The 22,494-nt window shown below is 73.6% G+C and carries 23 protein-coding genes; 15 read left to right on the top strand and 8 right to left on the bottom strand.

The genetic code is table 11. The features are described 5' to 3' along the window. Positions 1-28: 28 nt before the first annotated feature. Both J4557_RS33960 and J4557_RS33955 read right to left on the bottom strand, forming a co-directional pair. Positions 29-709, bottom strand: a complete 681-nt coding sequence (locus J4557_RS33960; RefSeq protein WP_208270868.1) for a response regulator — start codon at positions 707-709, stop codon at positions 29-31. Positions 710-731: 22 nt separating this feature from the next. Beyond that, a complete protein-coding gene (locus J4557_RS33955) occupies positions 732-1,979 on the bottom strand; it encodes a sensor histidine kinase (RefSeq protein ID WP_208270867.1) in 1,248 nt (415 codons plus the stop codon). Positions 1,980-2,283: 304 nt separating this feature from the next. Here J4557_RS33955 and J4557_RS33950 point away from each other — a divergent pair, with 304 nt between their 5' ends. The 4 genes from J4557_RS33950 to thrS all read left to right on the top strand — a co-directional run bounded on the left by J4557_RS33950 (position 2,284) and on the right by thrS (position 6,720). After that, positions 2,284-2,799 carry a cysteine dioxygenase gene (locus J4557_RS33950; protein WP_208270866.1) on the top strand — a complete coding sequence of 172 codons (516 nt, stop codon included), beginning with the start codon at positions 2,284-2,286 and terminating at the stop codon, positions 2,797-2,799. A gap of 162 nt (positions 2,800-2,961) precedes the next feature. Further along, positions 2,962-4,431, top strand: coding sequence for a sugar porter family MFS transporter (locus tag J4557_RS33945; protein WP_208270865.1), 1,470 nt, complete (start codon positions 2,962-2,964; stop codon positions 4,429-4,431). Beyond that, positions 4,428-4,553: a hypothetical protein gene (locus J4557_RS51185; RefSeq protein ID WP_279576270.1), complete on the top strand. Its 126-nt coding sequence runs from the start codon at positions 4,428-4,430 to the stop codon at positions 4,551-4,553. Before J4557_RS33945 ends, J4557_RS51185 begins: the two co-directional genes overlap by 4 nt. Before the next feature lie 181 nt (positions 4,554-4,734). Next, entirely contained in the window at positions 4,735-6,720 is a 1,986-nt protein-coding gene (thrS, locus tag J4557_RS33940) for a threonine--tRNA ligase (protein ID WP_208270864.1), read from the top strand. Positions 6,721-6,778: 58 nt separating this feature from the next. Here thrS and J4557_RS33935 read toward each other — a convergent pair whose 3' ends face one another. Then, positions 6,779-7,564, bottom strand: coding sequence for a beta propeller repeat protein (locus J4557_RS33935; protein ID WP_208270863.1), 786 nt, complete (start codon positions 7,562-7,564; stop codon positions 6,779-6,781). A gap of 306 nt (positions 7,565-7,870) precedes the next feature. Between J4557_RS33935 and J4557_RS51820 the strand changes: the two genes are divergently transcribed. After that, a complete protein-coding gene (locus J4557_RS51820) occupies positions 7,871-8,287 on the top strand; it encodes a hypothetical protein (protein ID WP_307800365.1) in 417 nt (138 codons plus the stop codon). A 92-nt stretch (positions 8,288-8,379) separates the two neighbouring features. Continuing rightward, the gene (locus tag J4557_RS33925; RefSeq protein WP_208270861.1) at positions 8,380-8,991 is read left to right on the top strand and encodes a hypothetical protein; all 612 of its coding nucleotides are present in this window, start codon (positions 8,380-8,382) and stop codon (positions 8,989-8,991) included. Between the two features lie 34 nt (positions 8,992-9,025). Here the strand turns inward: J4557_RS33925 and J4557_RS33920 are convergent, their stop codons facing one another. Then, a complete protein-coding gene (locus J4557_RS33920; RefSeq protein WP_208270860.1) occupies positions 9,026-9,586 on the bottom strand; it encodes an Asp23/Gls24 family envelope stress response protein in 561 nt (186 codons plus the stop codon). Positions 9,587-9,762: 176 nt separating this feature from the next. Between J4557_RS33920 and J4557_RS33915 the strand changes: the two genes are divergently transcribed. Both J4557_RS33915 and J4557_RS33910 read left to right on the top strand, forming a co-directional pair. Beyond that, positions 9,763-10,386, top strand: a complete 624-nt coding sequence (locus J4557_RS33915) for an HIT family protein (protein ID WP_372442560.1) — start codon at positions 9,763-9,765, stop codon at positions 10,384-10,386. Between the two features lie 47 nt (positions 10,387-10,433). Continuing rightward, positions 10,434-10,835, top strand: coding sequence for a thiol-disulfide oxidoreductase DCC family protein (locus J4557_RS33910; protein ID WP_208270859.1), 402 nt, complete (start codon positions 10,434-10,436; stop codon positions 10,833-10,835). Between the two features lie 22 nt (positions 10,836-10,857). On the opposite strand, the gene J4557_RS33905 is transcribed toward J4557_RS33910, so the two are convergent. From J4557_RS33905 to J4557_RS33890, 4 genes are all read right to left on the bottom strand, one after another. Beyond that, positions 10,858-11,802, bottom strand: a complete 945-nt coding sequence (locus tag J4557_RS33905) for an HTTM domain-containing protein (RefSeq protein ID WP_208270858.1) — start codon at positions 11,800-11,802, stop codon at positions 10,858-10,860. Beyond that, positions 11,799-12,254: a hypothetical protein gene (locus J4557_RS33900; protein WP_208270857.1), complete on the bottom strand. Its 456-nt coding sequence runs from the start codon at positions 12,252-12,254 to the stop codon at positions 11,799-11,801. Before J4557_RS33900 ends, J4557_RS33905 begins: the two co-directional genes overlap by 4 nt. A 9-nt stretch (positions 12,255-12,263) precedes the next feature. After that, positions 12,264-13,070, bottom strand: a complete 807-nt coding sequence (locus J4557_RS33895) for a polysaccharide deacetylase family protein (RefSeq protein ID WP_208270856.1) — start codon at positions 13,068-13,070, stop codon at positions 12,264-12,266. 180 nt (positions 13,071-13,250) lie between these two features. Continuing rightward, the gene (locus tag J4557_RS33890; protein ID WP_208270855.1) at positions 13,251-15,419 is read right to left on the bottom strand and encodes an elongation factor G-like protein EF-G2; all 2,169 of its coding nucleotides are present in this window, start codon (positions 15,417-15,419) and stop codon (positions 13,251-13,253) included. A gap of 322 nt (positions 15,420-15,741) precedes the next feature. Between J4557_RS33890 and pgsA the strand changes: the two genes are divergently transcribed. From pgsA to J4557_RS33855, 7 genes are all read left to right on the top strand, one after another. Beyond that, positions 15,742-16,464, top strand: coding sequence for a phosphatidylinositol phosphate synthase (pgsA, locus tag J4557_RS33885; RefSeq protein ID WP_208270854.1), 723 nt, complete (start codon positions 15,742-15,744; stop codon positions 16,462-16,464). A gap of 70 nt (positions 16,465-16,534) precedes the next feature. Continuing rightward, entirely contained in the window at positions 16,535-17,485 is a 951-nt protein-coding gene (locus J4557_RS33880) for a phosphatidylinositol mannoside acyltransferase (RefSeq protein WP_307800364.1), read from the top strand. Next, positions 17,482-18,645 carry a glycosyltransferase family 4 protein gene (locus tag J4557_RS33875; protein WP_208270853.1) on the top strand — a complete coding sequence of 388 codons (1,164 nt, stop codon included), beginning with the start codon at positions 17,482-17,484 and terminating at the stop codon, positions 18,643-18,645. Before J4557_RS33880 ends, J4557_RS33875 begins: the two co-directional genes overlap by 4 nt. 11 nt (positions 18,646-18,656) lie before the next feature. Next, entirely contained in the window at positions 18,657-19,196 is a 540-nt protein-coding gene (locus tag J4557_RS33870) for a hypothetical protein (RefSeq protein ID WP_208270852.1), read from the top strand. Between the two features lie 168 nt (positions 19,197-19,364). Beyond that, a complete protein-coding gene (locus J4557_RS33865; RefSeq protein ID WP_208270851.1) occupies positions 19,365-20,396 on the top strand; it encodes a DUF3048 domain-containing protein in 1,032 nt (343 codons plus the stop codon). A gap of 120 nt (positions 20,397-20,516) precedes the next feature. Next, positions 20,517-21,437: a pyridoxal 5'-phosphate synthase lyase subunit PdxS gene (gene pdxS / locus J4557_RS33860; protein WP_208270850.1), complete on the top strand. Its 921-nt coding sequence runs from the start codon at positions 20,517-20,519 to the stop codon at positions 21,435-21,437. A gap of 195 nt (positions 21,438-21,632) precedes the next feature. Beyond that, positions 21,633-22,247 carry a DUF6928 family protein gene (locus tag J4557_RS33855; protein ID WP_208270849.1) on the top strand — a complete coding sequence of 205 codons (615 nt, stop codon included), beginning with the start codon at positions 21,633-21,635 and terminating at the stop codon, positions 22,245-22,247. Positions 22,248-22,494: the final 247 nt, after the last annotated feature.

Genomic DNA, 22,494 nt, shown 5'->3' with positions numbered 1-22,494 from the left:
CCTCGCCGGGACCGGGCCCGGCCGCGGGCTAGCCGACGAGGCCGTTCTCGTAGGCGAACACCACGGCCTGGGTCCGGTCCCGCAGCGCCAGCTTGGTCAGCACGTGCCCGACGTGCGTCTTGATCGTCTGCTCGGCGAGCACCAGCTCGGCGGCGATCTCGGCGTTGGACAGCCCCCGCGCGATGAGCCGCAGCACGTCCATCTCGCGCGGGGTGAGCCCCGCCGTCGCCGTCGGGCTCGGCCGCTGGTGGCGGCGCCGGCGCGCGAAGTCGCCGATCAGCCGCCGCGTGATCGACGGCGCGAGCAGCGCGTCGCCCGCCGCCACCACCCGCACCCCGGTCACCAGGTCGGCCGCCGAGGCGTCCTTCAGCAGGAACCCGCTGGCCCCCGCGCCGAGCGCCTCGTAGACGTACTCGTCCAGGTCGAACGTGGTGAGCATCAGGACCTTCGGCCGGACGTCGGCGGGGTCCGCGATGTCGGTCCCGGCGGGCGCGCCGATCAGCTCGGCGGTCGCGGCCAGGCCGTCCATCTCCGGCATCCGGATGTCCATCACGACCACGTCCGGATCCAGCGCGCGGGCCATGTCCACGGCCTCGCGCCCGTTCCCCGCCTGCCCGATCACCTCGATCTCCGGATCGGAGGACAGCAGCGCCGCGAGCCCGTCGCGGATCATCACCTGGTCGTCGGCGATCAGCACCCGAATCGTCACGACGCCACCCTACGGCGAACGATCAGTCCCCGTACGGCAGCTCGGCCGCGACCGACCAGCCGGCCGGCGCGCGCGGGCCGGCCGACAGCGTCCCGCCGAGCATGGTGACGCGCTCGCGCATCCCGACCAGGCCGTGCCCGCCGCCCTGCGACCCGTCCGGGACGCCGCGCGGGCCGTCGTCGTCGACGGTCACCGCGAGCGCCTCCGGGCCGTACTTGATCTCCACGTGGACGCGCGAGCCCGGCGCGTACCGGGCGGCGTTGCTGAGCGACTCCTGGACGATCCGGAAGGCCGACAGGTCCACCCCGGCGTCCAGCTGGCGCGGCATCCCGACGACCACGGTGGCGACCGACAGCCCGGAGTTGCGGGCCGCCGCGGCCAGCTCGTCGAGCCGGTCCAGGCCCGGGCTCGGGGCGCGCTCGGCGCCCTCGTCGTCCGAGCGCAGCAGCCCGACCACGCGCCGGGTCTCGGTGAGGGCCTCGCGGGCCGCGTCCCGCACGACCCCGAACGTCTCGCGGGCGGCGTCCGGCAGGTCGGGGATCTTGAACGGGGCGGCCTCGGCCTGCATGGCGATCACCGACATGTGGTGGGCGACGACGTCGTGCAGCTCGCGGGCGATGCGGGCGCGCTCCTCCAGCACCGCCTGCCGGGCCAGGTCCTGCCGGTGCTGCTCCTCGCGGCGGCGCAGTTCCTCCTCCGCGGACCTGCGGCCGCCGACCGCGTCGCCGAAGGTCAGCGCGAGCGCGGTGATCCCGGCGAGGATGATGCCGAACCAGCCCGGCATGCCGAGCAGCACGGCGGGCAGCAGCACCGCCACGATCGTGACGGCGCCGACGCCGACGGTCGTCTGCCGGTCGCAGCCGATCCCGGCGAAGAACAGGATGACGACCAGCGCGAGGATCGCGGTGACCGGCCACGGCATGAAGCCGGTGCCGTGCCGGACGAACACGGTGGCCAGCAGCCCGATGGCCGCGATGCGCCAGGCGGCGAGCGGCCAGCGGACCGCGAAGATCAGCGGGGTCGCCATCAGCACCCCGAGCGGCCAGGCCGCCCCCGCGTCCACGTGGTACACCGCGATGGAGATCGCGATGGACCCGGCCGTGAAGCCGATCGTCATGGCGAGCATGACGGCGAGGATCGGCAGGCGCAGCACGAGCCGGCCGGGGAGCAGGGGGACGGCGGGGTCGTCGTGGCCGGGCACGACGGCGGAGGCGACCCCGGCGAGGAGCCGGTGCCGCCCGCCGGCGTCGGGGCGGTGTGGTTCGTTCATCTCGCTGCGAGCCTAGAGCGCCCGGCGCCGCGGCCGCCTGCCTCCGGGGAGGGAGATCGGGTCGCCCCCGCTGGTATCACCCCTGCCCAGGGCCGGGTCGGGCGCTTTCAGGGTTTCCCGATTGACTTTATAGGGATTGTGTTCCATCCTCGTGGGGTGACGATCTCCGCCGCACTGCACGAACGCCTGCACGTCGATCTGCGCCTCCAGGCCAGCGCGCTGTGTCGCCGGACGCCCCGCTAGCGGACACCCGCCCGCGGACGCGTTCCAGCACGGTTCACAGCACAGCCGAGGAGAGCGACAGATGACCGTCACCGCCACCGAGTCCGGCGCGCCCGAGTCCGGCGCGCCCGCCCGGACCGCCCCGAGCGAGGCGGGCTCGCCGTTCGCGCCGGCGCTGCTCGCGGAGCGCGCCCGCGCGCTGGCCGACCACCCGGAGGAATGGGTCCACCGGGTGCGGCTCGACCCGCAGGGCCGCTGGTACGAGCGCGTCCACCAGGACGCCGACCACGAGATCTGGCTGATCAGCTGGCTGCCCGGCCAGTCCACCGGCTTCCACGACCACGGCGGCTCCGCCGGCGCCTTCGCCGTCGCCCTCGGCACGCTGGAGGAGCACCGCGTGCACGACCGGCGCGAGGTCGGCGCCGGGCAGGTGCGCTCGTTCGGGCCCGACCATGTCCACGACGTCCGCAACACCTCGGACGCGCCCGCGGTCAGCGTGCACGTGTACTCGCCGCCGCTGTCGACCATGCGCCGCTACGACCTCGACGCCGGCGGCGAACTCGTCCGCCTCGCCGCGGAGTCCGCCGACGACTGGTGACGCCTTGTCCATCACGGGGCCCACCACGGGACCCGCCGCGGAGCGCGCCGCGGAACCGATGCCCAACTCCGTCCCAGCGCACGGTCGTGGAAGCGCCATTCGCGGGTGGGGCATGGGCAAGGCAGCCGCATAAGGTCCTTCCTACGGGGAAGATCCGGCTCCATGAGCACACCGGGAAGCGGATCGAAGACCACGGCAGGCGAGGAGCACGACGGCCCTTCCCACTCGGCCGCCACCGCCGCGCTCCTGGCGGGGGCCGCGGCGCTCGGCGGTTTCCTGTTCGGTTACGACTCCTCGGTCATCAACGGCACCGTCGACGCGCTCAAGAACACCTTCCACCTGAGCGGCTTCGTCGTCGGCTTCGTGGTCTCCGCCGCGCTGCTCGGCTGCGCCGCGGGCGCCTGGTTCGCCGGCCCGCTCGGCGACCGGATCGGCCGGGTGAAGGTGATGCTGGCCGCGTCCGCGCTGTTCGTGATCAGCTCGCTCGGCTCGGCGTTCGCGTTCAGCGCCGCCGACCTGACCGCGTGGCGGCTGGTCGGCGGGCTGGCGATCGGCGCCGCGTCCGTCATCGCGCCCGCCTACATCGCCGAGATCGCGCCCGCCGAGCTGCGCGGCCGGCTCGGCTCGCTCCAGCAGATGGCGATCGTCCTCGGCATCTTCGCGGCGCTGGTCGTCGACTACGTCATCGCCCAGGTGTCCAAGGGCGGCGCGACCGGGACCTTCCCCTGGGGCGGCGGCGCCTGGCGCTGGATGTTCGCCAGCGCGGCCGTGCCCGCGGTGATCTGGGGCGTCATCGCCACGACGATCCCCGAGTCGCCCCGCTACCTGGTGAAGAAGCGCAGGATGACCGACGCGAAGCGGGTGCTCGCGCGGGTCATGGGCCGCGGCGACGTGGACGGCAAGATCAAGGACATCGTCCGGTCGATCGCCGAGGACCGGGCCGTGCACCTGCGCGACCTGCGCGGCTCCCGGCTCGGGCTGCTGCCGATCGTGTGGGTCGGCATCCTGCTGTCGGTCTTCCAGCAGTTCGTCGGCATCAACGTGATCTTCTACTACTCGTCCTCGCTGTGGCAGGCGGTCGGGTTCTCCGAGAGCAACGCGATGCTCACCTCCGTGATCAACTCGGTGGTCAACGTGGCGTTCACGCTGGTCGCGATCGCGCTCGTCGACCGGGTCGGGCGGCGCCCGCTGCTGCTCGGCGGCGCGGCGGGCATGGCGCTGTCGCTCGGCACGCTGGCGGCCTGCTTCTCGACCGCCCACGTGGTGGGCGGCAAGCCGGAGCTGAGCGGCGCCGCCGGGCCGATCGCGCTCGTCGCCGCCAACGTCTTCGTCGCCGCGTTCGCCGCGACCTGGGGCCCGGTCGTGTGGGTGATGCTCGGCGAGATGTTCAACAACTTCATCCGGGCGTCGGCGCTGGCCGTCGCCGCCGCCGCGCAGTGGCTCGCCAACTGGCTGGTCACGACGACGTTCCCCGGCATCTCGGGCTTCTCGCTCAGCCTGGCCTACGGCCTGTACACGGCGTTCTCCGTGCTGGCGTTCATCTTCGTGATCCGGGCCGTCCCGGAGACGCGGGGACGCGAGCTGGAGGACATGGACCGGCTCGAACGGCCGAGACGGGAGGCCCGCGCGTGACCGCGGAAACCGCCCTGCCGGAGGCGGCCCGCGTCGGTTACCATGGCCTCATGCAGGCCGTATCGATCGTGCTCGAGACGACGACGCCGGGTCGCCCCCGGCGCCACGGCCGCATGCACTGACATCGCACGCTGTGAAGGCCCCGGGAGCGATCCCGGGGCCTTCACCGCTTTCCGGGGTCGTTCCGGGGCCTCCCAGAGGAGGAACAGGAGCAGTCCGATGGAGCCGGATGCGTCCGGGGCACACCCCGAGTCGATAGCATCGGAACCCGTTGATCCCCACCCACCATCCCGAGGAGTACCCGTGTCCACCGTGTCTGAGCTGCGCATCACCCTCGACGGGAGCGAGCGGGCGGTGCCGGCGGGCACCACCGCGGGGCAGGCACTGGACGCCGACGGCCGCACCGTGATCGCCGCCCGGGTCAACGGCGAGCTGCGCGACCTGGCCGGGGAACTGCACGACGGCGACGCCGTCGAGCCGGTCGAGATCGGCTCCGACGACGGCCGTGCGATCATGCGGCACTCCGCCGCGCACGTCATGGCGCAGGCCGTGCAGGAGCTGTTCCCCGAGGCCAAGCTCGGCATCGGCCCGCCGGTCGAGAACGGCTTCTACTACGACTTCGACGTCGCCGAGCCGTTCGCCCCCGACGACCTCAAGCGCATCGAGAAGCGGATGCGCGAGATCGTCAAGCAGGGCCAGCGGTTCTCCCGCCGTCCCGTCTCCGACGACGACGCGCGCGCCGAGCTGGCCTCCGAGCCCTACAAGCTGGAGCTCATCGGCCTCAAGGGCTCGGGACCGGTCGAGGACGCGGCGGACGGCGCGAACGTGGAGGTCGGCGGCGCCGAGCTGACCATCTACGACAACCTCGACGCCAAGTCCGGCGAGCTGCGCTGGAAGGACCTGTGCCGCGGCCCGCACCTGCCGTCCACCCGCGTCATCCCCGCGTTCAAGCTGATGCGGTCCGGCGGCGCGTACTGGCGCGGCAGCGAGAAGAACCCGCAGCTGCAGCGCATCTACGGCACCGCGTGGGAGTCCCGGGAGAAGCAGGACGAGTACCTGGAGTTCCTGGCGGAGGCCGAGAAGCGCGACCACCGCAGGCTCGGCGCCGAGCTCGACCTGTTCTCCTTCCCGCCGGAGCTCGGCAGCGGACTGCCCGTCTTCCATCCCAAGGGCGGGATCATCCGCAAGGAGATGGAGGACTACATGCGGCGGCGGCAGCAGGAGGCGGGCTACGAGTTCGTCAACACCCCGCACATCACCAAGTCGTCGCTGTTCGAGATCTCCGGCCACCTGCCCTACTACGGCGACGACATGTTCCCGCCGTTCGAGGTGGACGAGGTCGAGTACCGCGTCAAGCCGATGAACTGCCCGATGCACAACCTGATCTTCCGGGCGCGCGGGCGGTCGTACCGCGAGCTGCCGCTGCGGATGTGCGAGTTCGGGTCGGTGTACCGGTACGAGAAGTCGGGCGTGGTCCACGGCCTCACCCGCGTGCGCGGCATGACCCAGGACGACTCGCACATCTACACCACCAAGGAGCAGATGGGCGACGAGATCAAGTCGCTGCTGTCCTTCGTGCTGAGCGTCCTGCGCGACTTCGGGCTCTCGGAGTTCTACCTGGAGCTGTCCACCCGGGACGACTCCGACAAGTTCATCGGCGACGAGGCCGACTGGGCGGAGGCGACCGAGGCGCTGCGCCAGGCCGCCGAGGAGTCCGGCCTCGACCTGGTGGACGACCCGGGCGGCGCCGCGTTCTACGGTCCGAAGATCTCCGTGCAGGCCAAGGACGCGATCGGGCGGACCTGGCAGCTGTCGACCATCCAGCTGGACTTCAACCAGCCCAAGCGGTTCGGGCTGGAGTACCAGGCGGCCGACGGGAGCCGGCAGACCCCGGCGATGATCCACCGGGCCCTGTTCGGGTCGGTCGAGCGGTTCATGGGCGTGCTGATCGAGCACTACGCGGGCGCGATGCCGCCGTGGCTGTCGCCGGTCCAGGCCGTCGGCATCCCGATCGGCGACGGGCACGTCCCGCACCTGGACAAGGTGGCCGCGCGGCTGCGCGAGCGCGGCGTCCGGGTGGAGGTCGACTCCTCCTCCGACCGGATGCAGAAGAAGATCCGCAACGCGCAGAAGCAGAAGATCCCCTACATGCTGCTCGCGGGCGACGACGACGTCGCGAAGGACGCGGTGTCGTTCCGGTACCGCAACGGTGAGCAGAAGAACGGCGTGCCGATCGACGAGGCCGTCGAGGAGATCGTGAAGGCCGTCGAGGCCCGCGTCCAGATCTGACGCCCGCCCGTCCCGGGCCGCGCCCGCCCCCGCGCGGGCGCGGCCCGGGACGGCCCGGTCAGCCCGTGGAGATCACGTAGGGCTTGCCGGCGAGGGCGCCGACCGCCCACAGCGTCCGGGTGCCCGGGACGCGCGTGAGGCCGCTGACGACCGCGGGCGTCTCGACCTCCGCCCGCCACGCGCCGTCGGTGTAGTGGAGCAGGACCGAGCCCTCCGGTGCGTTCCGCCGCGCACCGGTCGCCCAGACGCCGCCCGCGCCGTCGTCGGCGAGGGCGCCGGTGAACCGGACGCCGTCGGGCTCGGGCGCGCGCTCCCAGGCGGACCCGTCCCAGTGGTGGGCGCCGGCGTCGCCGACGACCCAGACGTCGTCGGCCGCGAGGGGAAGGACACCCGAGAGCGCCCCGTACGCACCCGCCGTCTGCGGGGGCGTCATGTCATGCCACACCGAGCCGTCGTAGCGGGTGGCGTAGACGCGCTCCTCCCCGTAGAGGTCGGCCTTCGCGCCGACGGCCCAGACGTCGTCCGGCGTCCGCTGCCTGATGGCGCGGACGTCCGTCGCGTCGGCGGCCTGCGGCGTCCATGCTCCACCGGACGTGCGGTAGACGGCCGAGCCGCCGTTCGCGCGGTCGGCGTACCCGGCGGCCCACGTGCCTGCTTCGTCCGCGTCGAGCGCGTAGACGCAGGTGAGGGGCGGCGGGGAGACCTCGCTCCAGGTGCCGCCGCTCAGGTGCGCCAGGTAGGGGGCGCCGCAGCCCCACCCGTCCAGCCGATCGTGCGGACCGCCGGCCCACACGTCGGTCGCGGAGACGGCGTCGAGCGCGGTGATCTGCCCGCTCCCCGTCATGCCGGGCGTGCCGATCCAGGACCAGGACGCGCCGTCGCCGCTCTGCAGGACGGGGTTCTGGTGCCGGTGCGGGGGGCACTGACTGCCGATCTCCCAGCAGAACGGGTCCTGGTAGGAGCTCTGCCACTGGTAGCCGCCGGTCCAGATCGCGCCCGGCGCGGCCGCGGTGACGGCGGTCAGCCCGCTGGTGCCGACCGTGAAGGGGGCCTTGCGGACCGCGGGGACTGGGGCGCGCTGCGCCTCGCCCGGGTCGCGCGGGCCGCCGGGGTCAGCCGGCAGACCGCCTACAACGAGTTCGGGTCCAAGGTGGGGCTCGGCCGCGCGCTCGTCGAACGGGAGGTCGACGCCTTCCTCGGCGGTGTGCAGGAGCGGAGGGAGTGGAACGCCGACGACGTCCCGGCTGCGGTCGAGGCGGCCGTGCTGTTCGCGCTCACCGAGGCGGAGCGGCGGTCCCTGCTGAAGAACATCTTCGGGGCCGGGCGGTCCCGCGACGACGAGCTGATCGCGCTGGCCACTCGCGGCCGCGACCCGGTGGTCGGGCACGTGGTCGCGGCCTTCCGCGGCTACGCCGACGCGACCTGGCCGGACGTCCCCGCCGACGTCAAGGACCTGCTGGTCGAGACGTTGATGCGGGTCACCGTCAGCCACGCGGTCGCGCCGCTGCACGCGCCCGCCGAGGTGGCGCGCAGCCTGGCGGAGCTGACCCGGCGGCTGCTGGCCTGACCGCGGCGTGCGGCCGCCCGCGAGCGGACGTGGGGGATCCGCGGAGTTGGTAGCCTCAACGGTCACGTTCACGGACCGGGGAGACGAGCGAGATGAAGTCCACGAGGCCGCCCCGGCGCGGGCCGCGGCGGGCGCGCTCGGTCTGGGGCCGGATCGCCGGCTACGGGGGCGCCGCGCTGCTCGTGGCCGCCGCCATCGTGGTGCTCCTGGTCCCGCTGCTCGACAAGCACGAGGACGGCACCGGTGCCGCTGGGACGACGAGTCCCGGCACGTCGCCCACGGCGGGCGTGGGCGTCGCCCCGGGCGCCTCCGGCGGGCCGGTGAACCCGACCAACCCCGTCCCGCAGAACAGCGGCGGCTCGCCCTACACGGGCGGCGGCCAGGGGGGCGGGCAGGGCGGCGGCATGCAGATCCCCGACCAGAACGGCGCCGGCGGCATCGGCTGGTGCCCGCAGGGGACGGCGTTCTACCGCGCCGCCGGCGGAGGCGTCGACGTCACCATCACCGTCTCCGCCAGCGGACTGGTCCGCGTCGAGATGTCGGTCAAGGGGCACGCCACGCAGACGCGGCAGGGCAGCGTCTCGGGCGGCAGTCCGCACACGTTCCGGTTCAAGGACGTGCCCGCGCAGCTGGTACGGCGGGTGAAGGTGACGACCGTCTCGGTCGGCGTGGCGATGCAGAACTGCTACGCGCGGCCCGCCTGACACCGAAACCGCTTGGTATGCGGGAGGGGTGCGCCTAGAGTGCGTGTCCTGCGCCCGGGCCCGTTCCCATGGGCGGGAGGGGAGCGGACCCGGCGGCGCCCCCCTCGCCGGAGCCCGGCCCCGGCGAGCGGCGGACGTCCTCGACCGTCACGTTGACCGCGGCGACCCGGGCGCCCAGCATCAGCCCGGCCATCCGCGCGACGCCGGCCTGCACCGCCGCCGCCACATCCATGATCACGTGGCCGTACTCGACGGCGATGCCGACGTCGACCGTCACCGCGTCGCCGGCGGACCGCACCCGCACCCCCGACCCGAGCGCGCAGACCCCGCCGACCTCCAGCGCGGCGAGCACGGCGACCTTCTCGGCCACCTCGTCCCCGACCGTGATCCGCCCCTCCACCCGGGGCGGCGCGGCGGGCTGCGCCGCATGCGCGCCCCCGGGCGGGCCCGCGGCGGGAGGAGCGGGCAGCGGGCCGCTCGGCGGCGGCACCGGGCCCGGCAGTCCGGGCGCTCCCGGGAAGAACGGCGTCGGACCCGCTCCCGGGCGCGGCTCGGCGCCGCCGTCTCCGGCGCGGCCCTTGTCGAGCTCGGTCATGATCGCTCCCACTGGTTCGGCTGGACGACCCATGGTGTCGGAGAGCCGGGCGGGACGTCACGCAGGCCCCCTCCCGCGGGCGCGCCCGGCGGTCCGCGGGGGCATCCCGGCTACGTGCCGGCGCGCGGGTCTCTCTATGCTGCTGGTCAGGCCGTGAACAAAAGGAGACCGCCGCCTTGACCACAGAGCCGGAGAAGCCCGTGGAGCAGCAGGGGCGCGACGAGGCGTCCGGCGCGGGCGCCGCGGAGCACCAGTCCCGCCTCGAGGAGGAGAGGGGCGGCGCGGGCGTGCCCGACAACTTCCAGCGGCTGTGGACTCCGCACCGGATGGCCTACATCAAGGGCGAGAACAAGCCCACCGGGCCGGGAGCCGGGGAGGGCTGCCCGTTCTGCGAGATCCCGGCGATGAGCGACGAGGACGGCCTCGTCGTCGCCCGCGGCCGGTCGGTGTACTCCGTGCTCAACCTCTACCCGTACAACTCCGGGCACCTCATGGTCGTCCCGTACCGGCACGTCGCCGACTACGGCGAGCTCGACGAGGCGGAGTACACCGAGCTGGCCGTGTTCACCCGCCGCTCGATCGCCGCGCTGCGCAAGGCCAGCGGCGCGCAGGGCTTCAACGTCGGCATGAACCTCGGCCTGGTCGCCGGCGCCGGCATCGCCGCCCACCTGCACCAGCATGTGGTGCCGCGCTGGGGCGGCGACACCAACTTCATGCCCGTCGTCGGGCACACGCGGGTGCTGCCGCAGCTGCTGCGCGACACCCGGCAGATCCTCGCCGACGCCTGGCCGCAGGACTGACGGTCCCTCGCGCGCGAGCGGTCGCGGGCCACGGCATGATGGACGCCATGACGCGACGCGAGCGGCCGGTGCTGGTCTACGACGGCGACTGCGGGTTCTGCACCACCTCGGTGCGGTTTCTGGAACGCCACGTCCCCGTGGACGCCGAGGTCGTCGCGTTCCAGTTCACCGATCTCGCCGCGCTCGGCACCACTCAGGAGCGCGCCGAGCACGAGGTGCTGTGGGTCGACCGGGCGGGACGGGTCAGCGGCGGCGCGGAGGCGATCGGTCAGCTGCTCACGGCCGCCGGCGGGATCTGGCGCGTCCCGGGCGTGGCCCTGCGGACGCCGCCGGTGAGCTGGCTCGCGCACGCCGTGTACCGGCTCGTCGCGAACAACCGGCAGCGGATGCCGGGCGGTACGGCCGCCTGCATGCTGCCGGCCGCGCAGCGCCCCGGCGCCCGGGGCTGACGCCCGCGCACGGCGCGGGCCTTCAGGCCGCCTCGGGCGCGGCCGCTCCCGACCGGCCGCCGAGCATCCGGCGGAGCCGCACCGGCAGGTGTCCGGTGAGCCGCTCCAGCGGCAGGAACGCCGCCAGCCAGATCGCGTGCGGCAGGAAGTGGATGCTCATCAGCGCGTAGGTGACGGCGTGGAACCCGGCGAAGAACAGCACGAACAGGTACAGCGGCCGCCCGCGCAGGAACAGCAGCGCCGGTGAGATCGCCTCCGCCGTGAACATGAACCACTGGCTCGCCTTCAGCAGCACCGGGTAGCCGATGAGGCTGCGCCCGAACGGCGTCCCGCGGCGGCTCAGCGCCCACTGGACCGTCGCCCCGTTCGGCCACTCGGGGAACCCGCCGATCTTCACCTTCGCGCACATGGACAGGAAGTAGGCGGCCACCACCGAGATCTGGATCCCGCGCACCGCCCACGCGGACGCCTCGCACCCGCGCTCGTCGTCGATCCGGGCCCGTCCCACGCTCGGCAGGACGAACAGCGCCACCACGAGCGCGAGGTGGTCGTGGTCGACCTTCCCGTACGACATGCTGATCGTGACCCACCACAGGTACCCGCAGGCGCAGACGTAGCCCGTCAGGCGCGGCAGGAACCGGCCCGTGGCCGCCACGAACCCGGCCGCGAGCGTCACGGCAAGCAGCGCGTACATCGCGGCGGGCGTCGGCGCGGGCAGATGCAGCAGCCGGCCGAGCAGCACCGGCTGGTACAGGTCGGCGGGCAGCCGGGCGTGCGCCAGCGAGCTGCTGGTCAGCAGCAGCATGTCGAACGGCAGGAACAGGTACCCGAGGATGCGCAGCCAGGCGATCCGGGCGCGGGGGACGGGCGTGAACCACCACCGGCCCCACGGCGAGCGGGCGGGACCGGGCTCCGGGGCGGGCGGCGAGACGGGGCGAGGCGCCTCCGGCGTCGCGGCGGCGGTCACCGCACGTCCCAGACGACGCGGTTGACGCGCCTGGTCGACGCGACCTTGCCGTGCTCCAACCTCTTGATCTCCTCCACGACGTAGATCCGGGTGAGCCGCGGGGCGCCGGGGTGCAGCCGGTGCTGCCCGTCGGCGATGCCCTGCAGCAGCGACGGGTCGCGGACGATCCGGCCCATCTGCCCCTCGATCTCGGCGCGCTTCATGCCCGTCCCGACGGCGTCCCGGGACAGCTCGACGTGCCGGCCCTCGGCGGTGTCGGCCTCCAGCCAGAACGAGCCGATCGTCCCGCCGTCGTTCTTCACCGAGAACGCGAACTGCGTCATCGGCCCGATGGGGAAGTCGTCGTTGCTTCCGAACGCGCTGGTGAACAGCAGCGCGGCGACGAACACCGCGGCCGCGAGCGAGCGCCAGAGGCGCGCGCGGGCGCCCAGGCGGAGTGGGGGGAGGCTCACCGGGCAAGCCTAGATCGCTGCCCGTCGCAGCTGCGACACGGTGACGAAGTCGAAACCGCGGCCGCGCAGCCCGCGGATCATCGCGGGCAGTTGCGCGATCGCGGTCCCGCGGCTGGCGGCGCCGACGTCGTGGCCGAGGACGATGGTGCCGGGCCGGGCGTTGTCGACGACCGCGGCGACCATCTCCGCCGGGTCGCGGCCGAGCCGCCGGTCCTGGACCAGCAGCGACCACAGCACCAGGTCGTAGCCGTGCTCCGCGGCGACGTGCAGGGTGGTGCCGCCGAGCCGGCCCCACGGCGGCCGCAGCAGTGTCGGGGCCCGCCCGGTGACCTCCTTGATCGTCTCGTGCGTGCGGTGGATGGAGCGGCGGGCGTGCGCGAGGCTCAGCCTGGACAGGTCGTCGTGCTTCCAGGTGTGGTTGCCGACCTCGTGCCGGTCGAGCCGGCCCTCGACGAGGCGTGCGTTGCGGGCGAGCCGGCTGCCGACCATGAAGAACGTCGCCGGCACCTTCGCCTCGTCGAGCGCGTCGAGGGCCTGCGGGGTCCACCGCTCCATCGGCCCGTCGTCGAAGGTCAGCGCGACCAGCCGGCGGCGGGTGTTCACCGCCCACACGACGTCGACCTGCCGGTCGGGCGGCTGCCAGGAGTCGACGGACGCCGCGGACGCGGGGGTCGGCGGGTCCTCCCGGCGCCACGCCTGCTCGGTGGCGAACCCGGCACCGCCGGCGAGCAGCCCGCCGGCCGCGAGGCCGAGGCCCCGGATGATGTTGCGGCGCCCGGGCCGGGCGGGCCGCCGGTCTTCCCCCGTGTCGTTCATGGCGCAGTCAGAGTTTCATGCCGCGAACCGCCCGCCATCGCCCCAGATGCCGAAATCGGAGTCACCCTCAGGGATGAGTCCGCGCCGCCATTTGGACGACTCCGGAAGGATCAACGGAGGTGTCCGAGGGGGACCAAGGGGCGGGAGCGGGAACCGGGCCCGCCCCCGCCCGCCGGCGCCCTAGTCGTGCACCGCCTCGGCCTTGGCGACCTTCTCCGCCAGATGCGAGGGGAGCGGCTCGTACCGCAGGAACGACCGGTCGAACGTGCCGGTGCCCTGCGACATCGACCGCAGGTCGATCGCGTACCGGACGATCTCCAGCTGCGGTACCTCGGCCTTGATCATCGTGCGGCCGCCCGGCACCGCCTGCGACCCGAGCACCCGGCCGCGCCGCGAGGTCAGGTCGGACATCACCGCGCCGACGTACTCGTCGGCGATCAGCACGCTCACCTCGTCCACCGGCTCCAGCAGCAGCACCGGCACCTGCCCGGCGGCGTCCTTCAGCGCGAGCGCGCCGGCGGCCTGGAAGGCCATGTCGGAGGAGTCCACCGAGTGCGCCTTGCCGTCGTGCAGCGTGACCTTGATGTCGACCAGCGGGTACCCGGCGGAGACGCCGCGCTCCATCTGCTGCCGCACGCCCTTCTCGACCGACGGGATGAACTGCCGCGGCACCACCCCGCCGACGATCCTGTCGACGAACTCGAAGCCCTCGCCCGACGGCAGCGGCTCCACCTCGATGTGGCAGATGCCGTACTGCCCGTGGCCGCCGCTCTGCTTGACGTGCCGGCCGAGGCCCTTCGCGGACCCGCCGAACGTCTCGCGCAGCGGCACCCGCAGCTCGATCCGCTCGACCTCGACGCCGTACCGCGCGCTGAGCCGGTCGATCAGCACGTCGGCGTGCGCCTCGCCCATGCACCACAGGACCAGCTGCCGCGTCTCGGGGTTGTTCTCCAGCCGCAGCGTCGGGTCCTCGGCGACGAGCCGGCCGAGCGCCTGGCTGAGCTTGTCCTCGTCGGCCTTGGACCGGGCGCGGATCGCGACGGGCAGCAGCGGGTCAGGCATCGTCCAGGGTGCCATCACCATCGGCGACGACGGGTCGGACAGGGTGTCGCCGGTCTCGGCGCGCGACAGCTTCGCCACGGCGCAGATGTCCCCGGCGCCGCACGAGGCGACCGTCCGCTGGGACTTGCCGAGCGGGGAGGTGAGGGCGCCCACCCGTTCGTCGACGTCGTGGTCCTCGTGCCCGCGCTCCTCCATGCCGTGCCCGGAGACGTGCACGGTGGTGTCGGGACGCAGCGTCCCGGAGAACACCCGGACCAGGGAGATCCGCCCGACGTACGGGTCGGACGTGGTCTTGACCACCTCGGCGACCAGCGGCCCGTCGGGATCGCAGCCGATCTCCTTCGGCGGCCCGCCCTTGACGGGCGTCACCGGGGGGATGCCGTGTTCGAGGGGCGAGGGGAACGCCTGGGTGATGACCTCCAGCAGCTCCAGCATCCCGACGACCGGACCGGGGTGGTCGCCGTGCGGCACCGACGTGGCGAGGACCGGGTAGAAGCTGCCGCGCGCCACCGCGGTCTCCAGGTCCTCGATGAGCGCCTTGACGTCGATCTCCTCGCCGGACAGGTACCGGTCCATGAGGGTCTCGTCCTCGCTCTCCTGGATGATCCCCTCGATCAGCGACGCGCGCTGCTCGGAGATCTGCTCCAGGTACCGCGGATCGGGCGCGCACTCGGTGCGCTTCCCGGTGGAGTAGTCCAGGCAGCGCTGCGTGAGCAGCCCGACCAGCCCCTTGAGCCCGTCGCCGTCCGCCGCCGGGAAGTACAGCGGGAGCACGCCCTCGCCGAAGGCGTCCTGGCAGCTCAGCACCACGTCGTCGAAATCGCCGCGCTGCTGGTCGATCTTGGTGATGACGACCGCGCGGGGCATCCCGACCCGCGCGCACTCGTCCCAGATCATCCGGGTGAGGCCGTCGATCCCGTCCACCGCCGAGATCACGAACAGCGCCGCGTCGGCGGCGCGCAGCCCCGCCCGCAGGTCGCCGACGAAGTCGGCGTAGCCGGGGGTGTCGATCAGGTTGACCTTGATGTCGCCGTGCATGAGCGGGGCGAGCGCGAGGTTGACCGAGCGCTGCTGGCGGACCTCGACGTCGTCGAAGTCGCTGACGGTGGTGCCCTCCTCGACACGGCCGGCCCGCTGCAGCGTGCCCGCCGCGGTCAGCAGCGCCTCCACGAGCGTGGTCTTTCCCGCCCCCGAATGGCCGACCAGCGCGACGTTGCGCACCCTGTCGCACCCGCCGGCCTCCGGTGCCCTGCCGGGGGCTCCCGGATGTCCTCCCTTGTCCGCCATGACTACCTCCTCGGACGGGCCTCCTCGCGGGGGCCCGCGTTCGGCTGGGGCCCGGCCCGGAGGGGCCCGGCCCTGACGTCCGAGTGCGGCGTCCTCGTCCAACGTGCGTGACCGACGTCACACCCGTGACAACACCCTTTCCCGTGAGCGGCGGGATCACAAGGGGTGAACGGCAAACAACCTGCTTCTGTCCGCCGCGCGGAACCGCAAACTCCGGCCTGACCGCGTCCGGTCGGCGGCGGCACTACGATTGGGCGCGCCAACGGCGGCCCCCTGGCCGATGCCGGCGGCCCCACTTCCGGCAGCAGGAGAACGGACGGCGATGCTCAACAGAATCAGGCCCGCGCTGGGGCGCGTCCTGACGCCCATCGGACGGACGGTCGCGCGGACCGGGGTGTCGCCCAACGCCATCACCGTCATCGGCACCGCCGGCGTCGCCGCGGGCGCGCTCGTGCTGTTCCCGCGCGGGGAGTTCTTCTGGGGCACCATGGTGATCACCGCGTTCGTGCTGTTCGACATGCTCGACGGCGCGGTCGCCCGGGTCACCGGCAAGATCTCCAAGTTCGGCGCGTTCCTGGACTCCACCATGGACCGGGTCGCGGACGCCGCGATCTTCTCCGGGCTGATGATCGGGCTGTACCGGGACGGGCAGCACGGCCTCGCCGGCGTCGCCCTGTACTGCCTCGTCGCCGGGGTCGTGGTGTCGTACGCCAAGGCCCGCGCCGAGGGCCTCGGGTACACCTGCAACGTGGGCATCGCCGAGCGCGCCGAGCGCCTGATCGTCGCCCTCGTGGCGGCCGGGTTCGACGGCCTCGGCGTGCCCTTCATCCTGGCGATCGCGCTGTGGGTGCTGGCGGTGCTCAGCACCGTCACGGTCGGGCAGCGGTTCGCGACGGTCTACGCCCAGGCGAAGGGCGACCCGGCGCCGAAGCCCGCCGCCTCCGGCCCCGCACCGGGGTCCGGCGCGTCCGCCGCCGGGAACGAAGAGGACGAGGAGAACGGCGAGAGGGCGCACGCGAAGGCGGGCCCGCAGCCGCGCCGGTGATCCCGCCGCGCCGAACGCCGTACCCGTGACCGGGCCGCGCCGCCGACCAGGCCGCGCCCAGGAGGGAGCCGTGCCCGTGACCGCGCCCGCCGGCGGCTCCGCGGCCGCGTCGCTCCGCGACGAGGTGATGGACGCCGCCTACGCGCTGGGTTGGACGGTCGTCCGCAAGATGCCCGAGGGCGCCGCCCGGCTCGTGTTCACCGCGGTCGCCGACCGCGCCTGGCAGGCGCACGGGGGCGGCGTCCGGCAGCTGGAGCGCAACCTGTGCCGCGTCCTCGGCAAGGACGCCGTGGACGACGAGGTCCGCGTCCTCAGCAAGCGCGTGCTGCGCTCCTACGCCCGCTACTGGCTGGAGGTGTTCCGGCTCCCCGAGTACGGGCGGGAGCGGATCGTCGGCCGGATGCGGGTCACCGGCGAGAAGAAGATCTTCGCGAACCTGGAGGCCGGCCGCGGCGTGATCCTCGCGCTGCCGCACATGGGCAACTACGAGCACGCCGGCGCCTGGCTCGCCGCCTGCGGGCACCCGTTCACCACGGTCGCCGAGCGGCTCCGGCCCGAGTCGCTGTTCGACCGGTTCGTGGAGTTCCGCGAGAGCCTCGGCATGGAGGTCCTCGCGCACACCGGCGCGTCCGCGTTCGGCCGGATGGCGCAGCGGCTGCGCGCCGGGCGGCCCGTCTGCCTGGTCGTCGACCGCGATCTCACCGCGACCGGCGTCGACGTGGAGTTCTTCGGCGCCACCGCGCGGATGCCCTCCGTTTCCGCCGCGCTGGCGCTCCAGACGGGCGCCGCCCTCATTCCCGTGACACTCTGGTACGAGGGGAAGTACTGGGCGGCGCGCGTCCACGAGGAGGTCCGGGTCCCGGACGAGGGCGCCAGGCGGGAGAAGATCCAGACCATGACGCAGGAGATCGCGCGGGTCTTCGAGGCGGGCATCGCCGCCCACCCGGAGGACTGGCACATGCTGCAGAAGGTCTGGGTGGACGACCTGGACCCGCCCGGGCCGGGAGGGGCGCCCCGGTGAACGTCGGCATCGTCTGCCCCTACACATGGAACGTCCCGGGCGGCGTCCAGCAGCACGTCCGCGACCTCGCCGAGGCGCTGATCGCGCTCGGGCACCGGGTGTCGGTGATGACGCCGGCCGACGACGACGCCGACCTGCCGCCCTACGCCGTGTCGGCGGGGCGCGCCGTCCCCGTCCCCTACAACGGGTCGGTGGCGCGGCTGTCGTTCGGGTTCCTGTCCTCCGCGCGGGTGCGCCGCTGGATCAACGAGGGCCGCTTCGACGTCCTGCACGTCCACGAGCCCGCCGCGCCGTCGCTCGGCCTGCTGGCCTGCTGGGCGGCGGACGGGCCGATCGTCGGCACCTTCCACGCCTCCTACGAGCGGTCCCGCGCGCTGTCGGTGACCGCGCCGATCCTGCGCAGCGCGCTGGAGAAGATCAACGGCCGGATCGCGGTGTCCGAGGCGGCCCGCACCAGCCTGGTCGAGCACCTCGGCGGCGACGCGGTGCTGATCCCGAACGGGGTCGCCACCGAGCGGTACGCGATGGCCGAGCCGCTGCCGGGCTGGCGGGGCCGGGAGGGCGACGGGCGCGGCCGGGACGGCGGCGAGGCGCTCGGCTTCCTCGGCCGGATGGACGAGCCCCGCAAGGGCCTGCCGGTGCTGCTGCGCGCCTTCGAGATCCTCGGGCGCCGCCGCCCGGGCCTCCGGCTGCTCCTCGCCGGGCCCGGCGACGCCGACGACGTGGCCGCCCGCGTCTCGCCGGAGCTGCGCGACCGGGTGGTCGTGCTCGGCATGGTCAGCGAGGAGGACAAGATCCGCGCCTACCACTCGGTGGACGCCTTCGTCGCGCCCAACCTCGGCGGCGAGAGCTTCGGCATCGTGCTCGCCGAGGCGATGTCGGCGGGCGCCCCGATCCTCGCCAGCGACATCGAGGCGTTCGACCGGGTGCTGCTCGGCGGCCGCGCCGGGGTGCTGTTCCCCGCCGGCGACCACGAGGCCCTCGCCGCCGCTGCCGCCGCCCTGCTGGCCGACCCGCCCCGGCGCAAGCAGCTGTCCGCGGAGGCCCGCGCCGCCGTCCGCGCCTACGACTGGTCGTCGGTGGCCCGGGACGTGCTGCGGGTCTACGAGACGGTCGCCTACGCGGGCGCGGGCGTCGTCGAGTCCGGCTCCGGCGCCTGAGGAACGGTCCGATGCTCTACCACTGGATCGTCGACGTGCTGTTCTGGATCGCCGTCGTGTTCCTCGTCGGGGTGTACGTGTCGTGGCGCGCCACCCGGCTGGACCGGCTGCACGTCCGCGTCGAGACGGCCCGCGCCGCGCTGGACGCCGCGCTGGTCCGGCGCGCCGCGGCCGCGCTGGAGCTCGCCGCGTCCCGGCTGCTGGACCCGGCCTCGAGCCTGGTGCTGGCCACCGCCGCGCACGAGGCCCGGACGGCGGACGCCGACAACCGCGAGTTCGCCGAGAGCGATCTGTCCCGGGCGCTCCGGGCGGTCGCGGACCAGCCCGACTTCGCGGGGACGGTCGCGGGGGAGGGCGGCGACGGCGGCGACGTCCTGGAGGAGCTGTCCTCGGCGGCGGTGAAGGTCGCCTACGCCCGCCGCTTCTACAACGACGCCGTCGCGCAGGCGCGGGCCGCGCGCCGCAAGCCGCTGATCCGCGTGCTGCCGCTGGCCGGCCGCGCGCCGCTGCCGGACTTCTTCGAGATCGACGACGACCCGCCGGGGATCTGACGCCCGGCGCCGAGTCCGGCGCGTAGTCCGGCGGCGAGTCCGGCGCGGAGCCGGCCGCGCCCTCGCCGCCGAGTTGATCGCCCGGAGGCCGCCCTCCCGTACAGCGGACCGGGCGAACGCATCATTTCCGTTCGCTACCCTCGGGCAGATCGCCGCAAAGGGAGGGTTATGCGACACGCGTGGCACAGGACGGCACGAGGCCGGGCGGCCGCGGGGCTCGGCGCCGCCGTGCTCGGCACCGCGCTCGCGGCCTGCTCCGACTCGCACGGACCGGGCACGGCGGCGCCGCCGAGCGCGCACGGCGGCACGGCGTCGGGGACCCCGGCGCCGACGACGCACCCGTTCAACGGCGGCACCGCGGGGCTGGACGACCCCGTCCTCGCCGTGAAGATCGAGAACACCAAGCCCGCGCTGCCGCAGTCCGGGGTGTCGGCCGCCGACATCGTCTACGTCGAGCAGGTGGAGGGCGGCGAGACCCGGCTGATGGCGGTCTACTCGTCCAGGCTGCCCAAGCGCGTCGGGCCGGTCCGCAGCGCCCGCATCTCCGACCTGCACATCCTTCCGCAGTTCGGGCATCCCGCGTTCGCGTTCTCCGGCGTGCAGAGCAAGATGAAGAAGTACATCCGCAAGGCGCCGGTGTACGACATCTCCCAGGAGAACGCGGGTTCCGCCTACTCCCGCTCCAGCGCACGGCGGATTCCGTACAACCTCTACGGCGACCCCAAGGCCCTGCTCAAGCGGGCGCCCAAGGCGTCCGCGCCGCACGACATCGGCTTCCGCTTCGGCCCGGCGCCCGACGGCGGCAAGCCGACGGCGTCGTTCACCGCGAAATGGCCGGCGGCGACCATGGGGTTCACGTGGTCGGCCAAGCAGAAGCGCTGGCTCGCGAGCTGGGGCGGCAGGCCCGACACCGCGGCCGAAGGCGGACGGCTCGGCGGTGCCACGGTCGTCGTCCAGTACGCCAGGACGACCCGTTCCCGGTTCCACGACTTCCTCGGGAGCTACACCCCCCTCATCCAGACGACCGGCACCGGCCGCGCCGTCGTGCTGCGCGACGGCAAGTCCTACGACGCCAAGTGGTCGCGCCCCTCGGAGACCGCCGGGACGACCTACACGACCGCCGACGGCAAGCCGATGACCTTCGCGCGCGGACAGGTCTGGGTCGTCCTGCTGAACGACGGCAAGCCCCACATTCCATAGCGCCGCGGGCGGCGGGTCAACGGCCAATTCCCGCCCATTGGCCTGGCCCCGAGGGGCGTCGAAAAGCCCCGCTAGCAGGCAATATCATGGAGAGCGACCTGTCGTCCGCGCACGTGAGGAATGCCCGTGTCCACTTTGAATTCCGCCCCGGAGAACGCGCCCGAGACCGGCACCGCCCGCGTCAAGCGCGGCATGGCGGAGATGCTCAAGGGCGGCGTGATCATGGACGTCGTCACCCCCGAGCAGGCGAAGATCGCCGAGGACGCCGGCGCCGTCGCGGTGATGGCGCTGGAGCGGGTGCCCGCCGACATCCGCGCCGAGGGCGGCATCTCCCGGATGAGCGACCCCGACATGATCGACGGCATCATCTCCGCCGTGTCCATCCCGGTGATGGCCAAGGCCCGCATCGGCCACTTCGTCGAGGCCCAGGTGCTGCAGGCCCTCGGCGTCGACTACGTCGACGAGTCCGAGGTGCTCACCCCGGCCGACTACGAGAACCACATCGACAAGTGGGCGTTCACCGTCCCGTTCGTCTGCGGCGCCACCAACCTCGGCGAGGCGCTGCGCCGCATCACCGAGGGCGCGGCGATGATCCGCTCCAAGGGTGAGGCCGGCACCGGCGACGTCTCCAACGCCACCACGCACATGCGGCAGATCCGGCAGGAGATCCGCCGGCTCCAGTCGCTGCCCGAGGACGAGCTGTACGTCGCCGCCAAGGAGCTCCAGGCCCCGTACGAGCTGGTCAAGGAGGTCGCGCAGGCCGGAAAGCTGCCCGTGGTGCTGTTCACCGCCGGCGGCATCGCCACGCCCGCCGACGCCGCGATGATGATGCAGCTCGGCGCCGAGGGCGTGTTCGTCGGCTCCGGGATCTTCAAGTCCGGCAACCCGGCGCAGCGCGCCGAGGCGATCGTCAAGGCCACCACCTTCCACGACGACCCCGGCGTGATCGCGAAGGTGTCCCGGGGCCTCGGCGACGCGATGGTCGGCATCAGCGTCGCCTCCCTCGGCGAGGACCAGAAGTTCGCCCACCGCGGCTGGTGAAACGCCCCGGCGGGCGCCGGCCTCGGGTCCGGCCGCCCGGTCTGATGACCGGGCGGTCAGCCGGGTGGCCCCCTCCCCGCCGCGGCGCCGGAGGGATTACGCTTGCGGCGCGGCCGGTGAGGGACCGGGTCTCCGGGGCGGGCCCCCCGGAGACCGGGCGCCCCTGCGCGGTGCCCGGCCGCGGGAGGGGAGAGCATGGCTTGGTCCGTCGCGCTGGCGTGCGCGAGCGCGGGTGAACCCACCGAGGTGTTCCGGCCGGGCCTCGTACCCGACCCCGACGAGGCCGCGCGGATCGCGCGCGGCCTCTACCCGGCGGACACCCTCACCGAGACCGGCGACACGGTCCTGGACTTCGCGCTCTGGCCGTACGAGGACGAGCTGTTCGTCGGCGCGTTCGAGCGGGCGCTGCTGCTGTGCGACCGGCGGCTGTTCTGCCTGGACGACGACGCCCGCCGGATCGCCGACACCGCCGCCGCGGCGCTGCCCGGCGCGTCCTGCGGCGTGCTGGTCCTGCACACGGTCATCCGCGGCTGCTGGTTCCGCTGGTACACCGCCGGCGAGCTGCGCCGCGACGTGTTCGTCACCGCCGAGGACGGCGTGGTCGTCGACCAGGGCGAGCGGCTCCCCGCGGAGCGCCCGTTCTGGCGGGCCATCGACGCGGGCGCCCCGGACGTCCCGCTCCCGTTCGACCACGAGGAGTTCGGGCTGGCCCTCGCCGCGGCCCACATGTTCGGCCGCGGCATCGCCGACCGCGGCAAGGACGGCTTCCTGCCGCTGGAGCTCCCGCTCCGCCGCTTCAAGCACGCGTAGTCGTCGCAAGGCCGGTCAGGGTCCGAGCCGCCAGGCGAGGACCCTGACCGGCCTTGGGCGAGCGCGGCATCGCTTCGCGATCTTCCCGGGGAGGCTCGCCTCCGGCTTCGCCTCCCCGGTCAGGTCACGCGCTCGCGCGACGGCTCAGGCGCTTGTGGCGGGTGCGGGTACACGCCGACCCCTGGGGAAGATCCCCCGCGTCCCGCCGCGTTGTAAGGAATGTCTACGGTTTCGCCCATAACTTCGT

It is taken from the genome of Actinomadura nitritigenes (genome assembly GCF_017573545.1).
GTDB lineage: Bacteria > Actinomycetota > Actinomycetes > Streptosporangiales > Streptosporangiaceae > Spirillospora > Spirillospora nitritigenes.
Note: the sequence above shows the minus strand (reverse complement) of the source record. Positions and strands in the feature narration are given on the sequence as shown.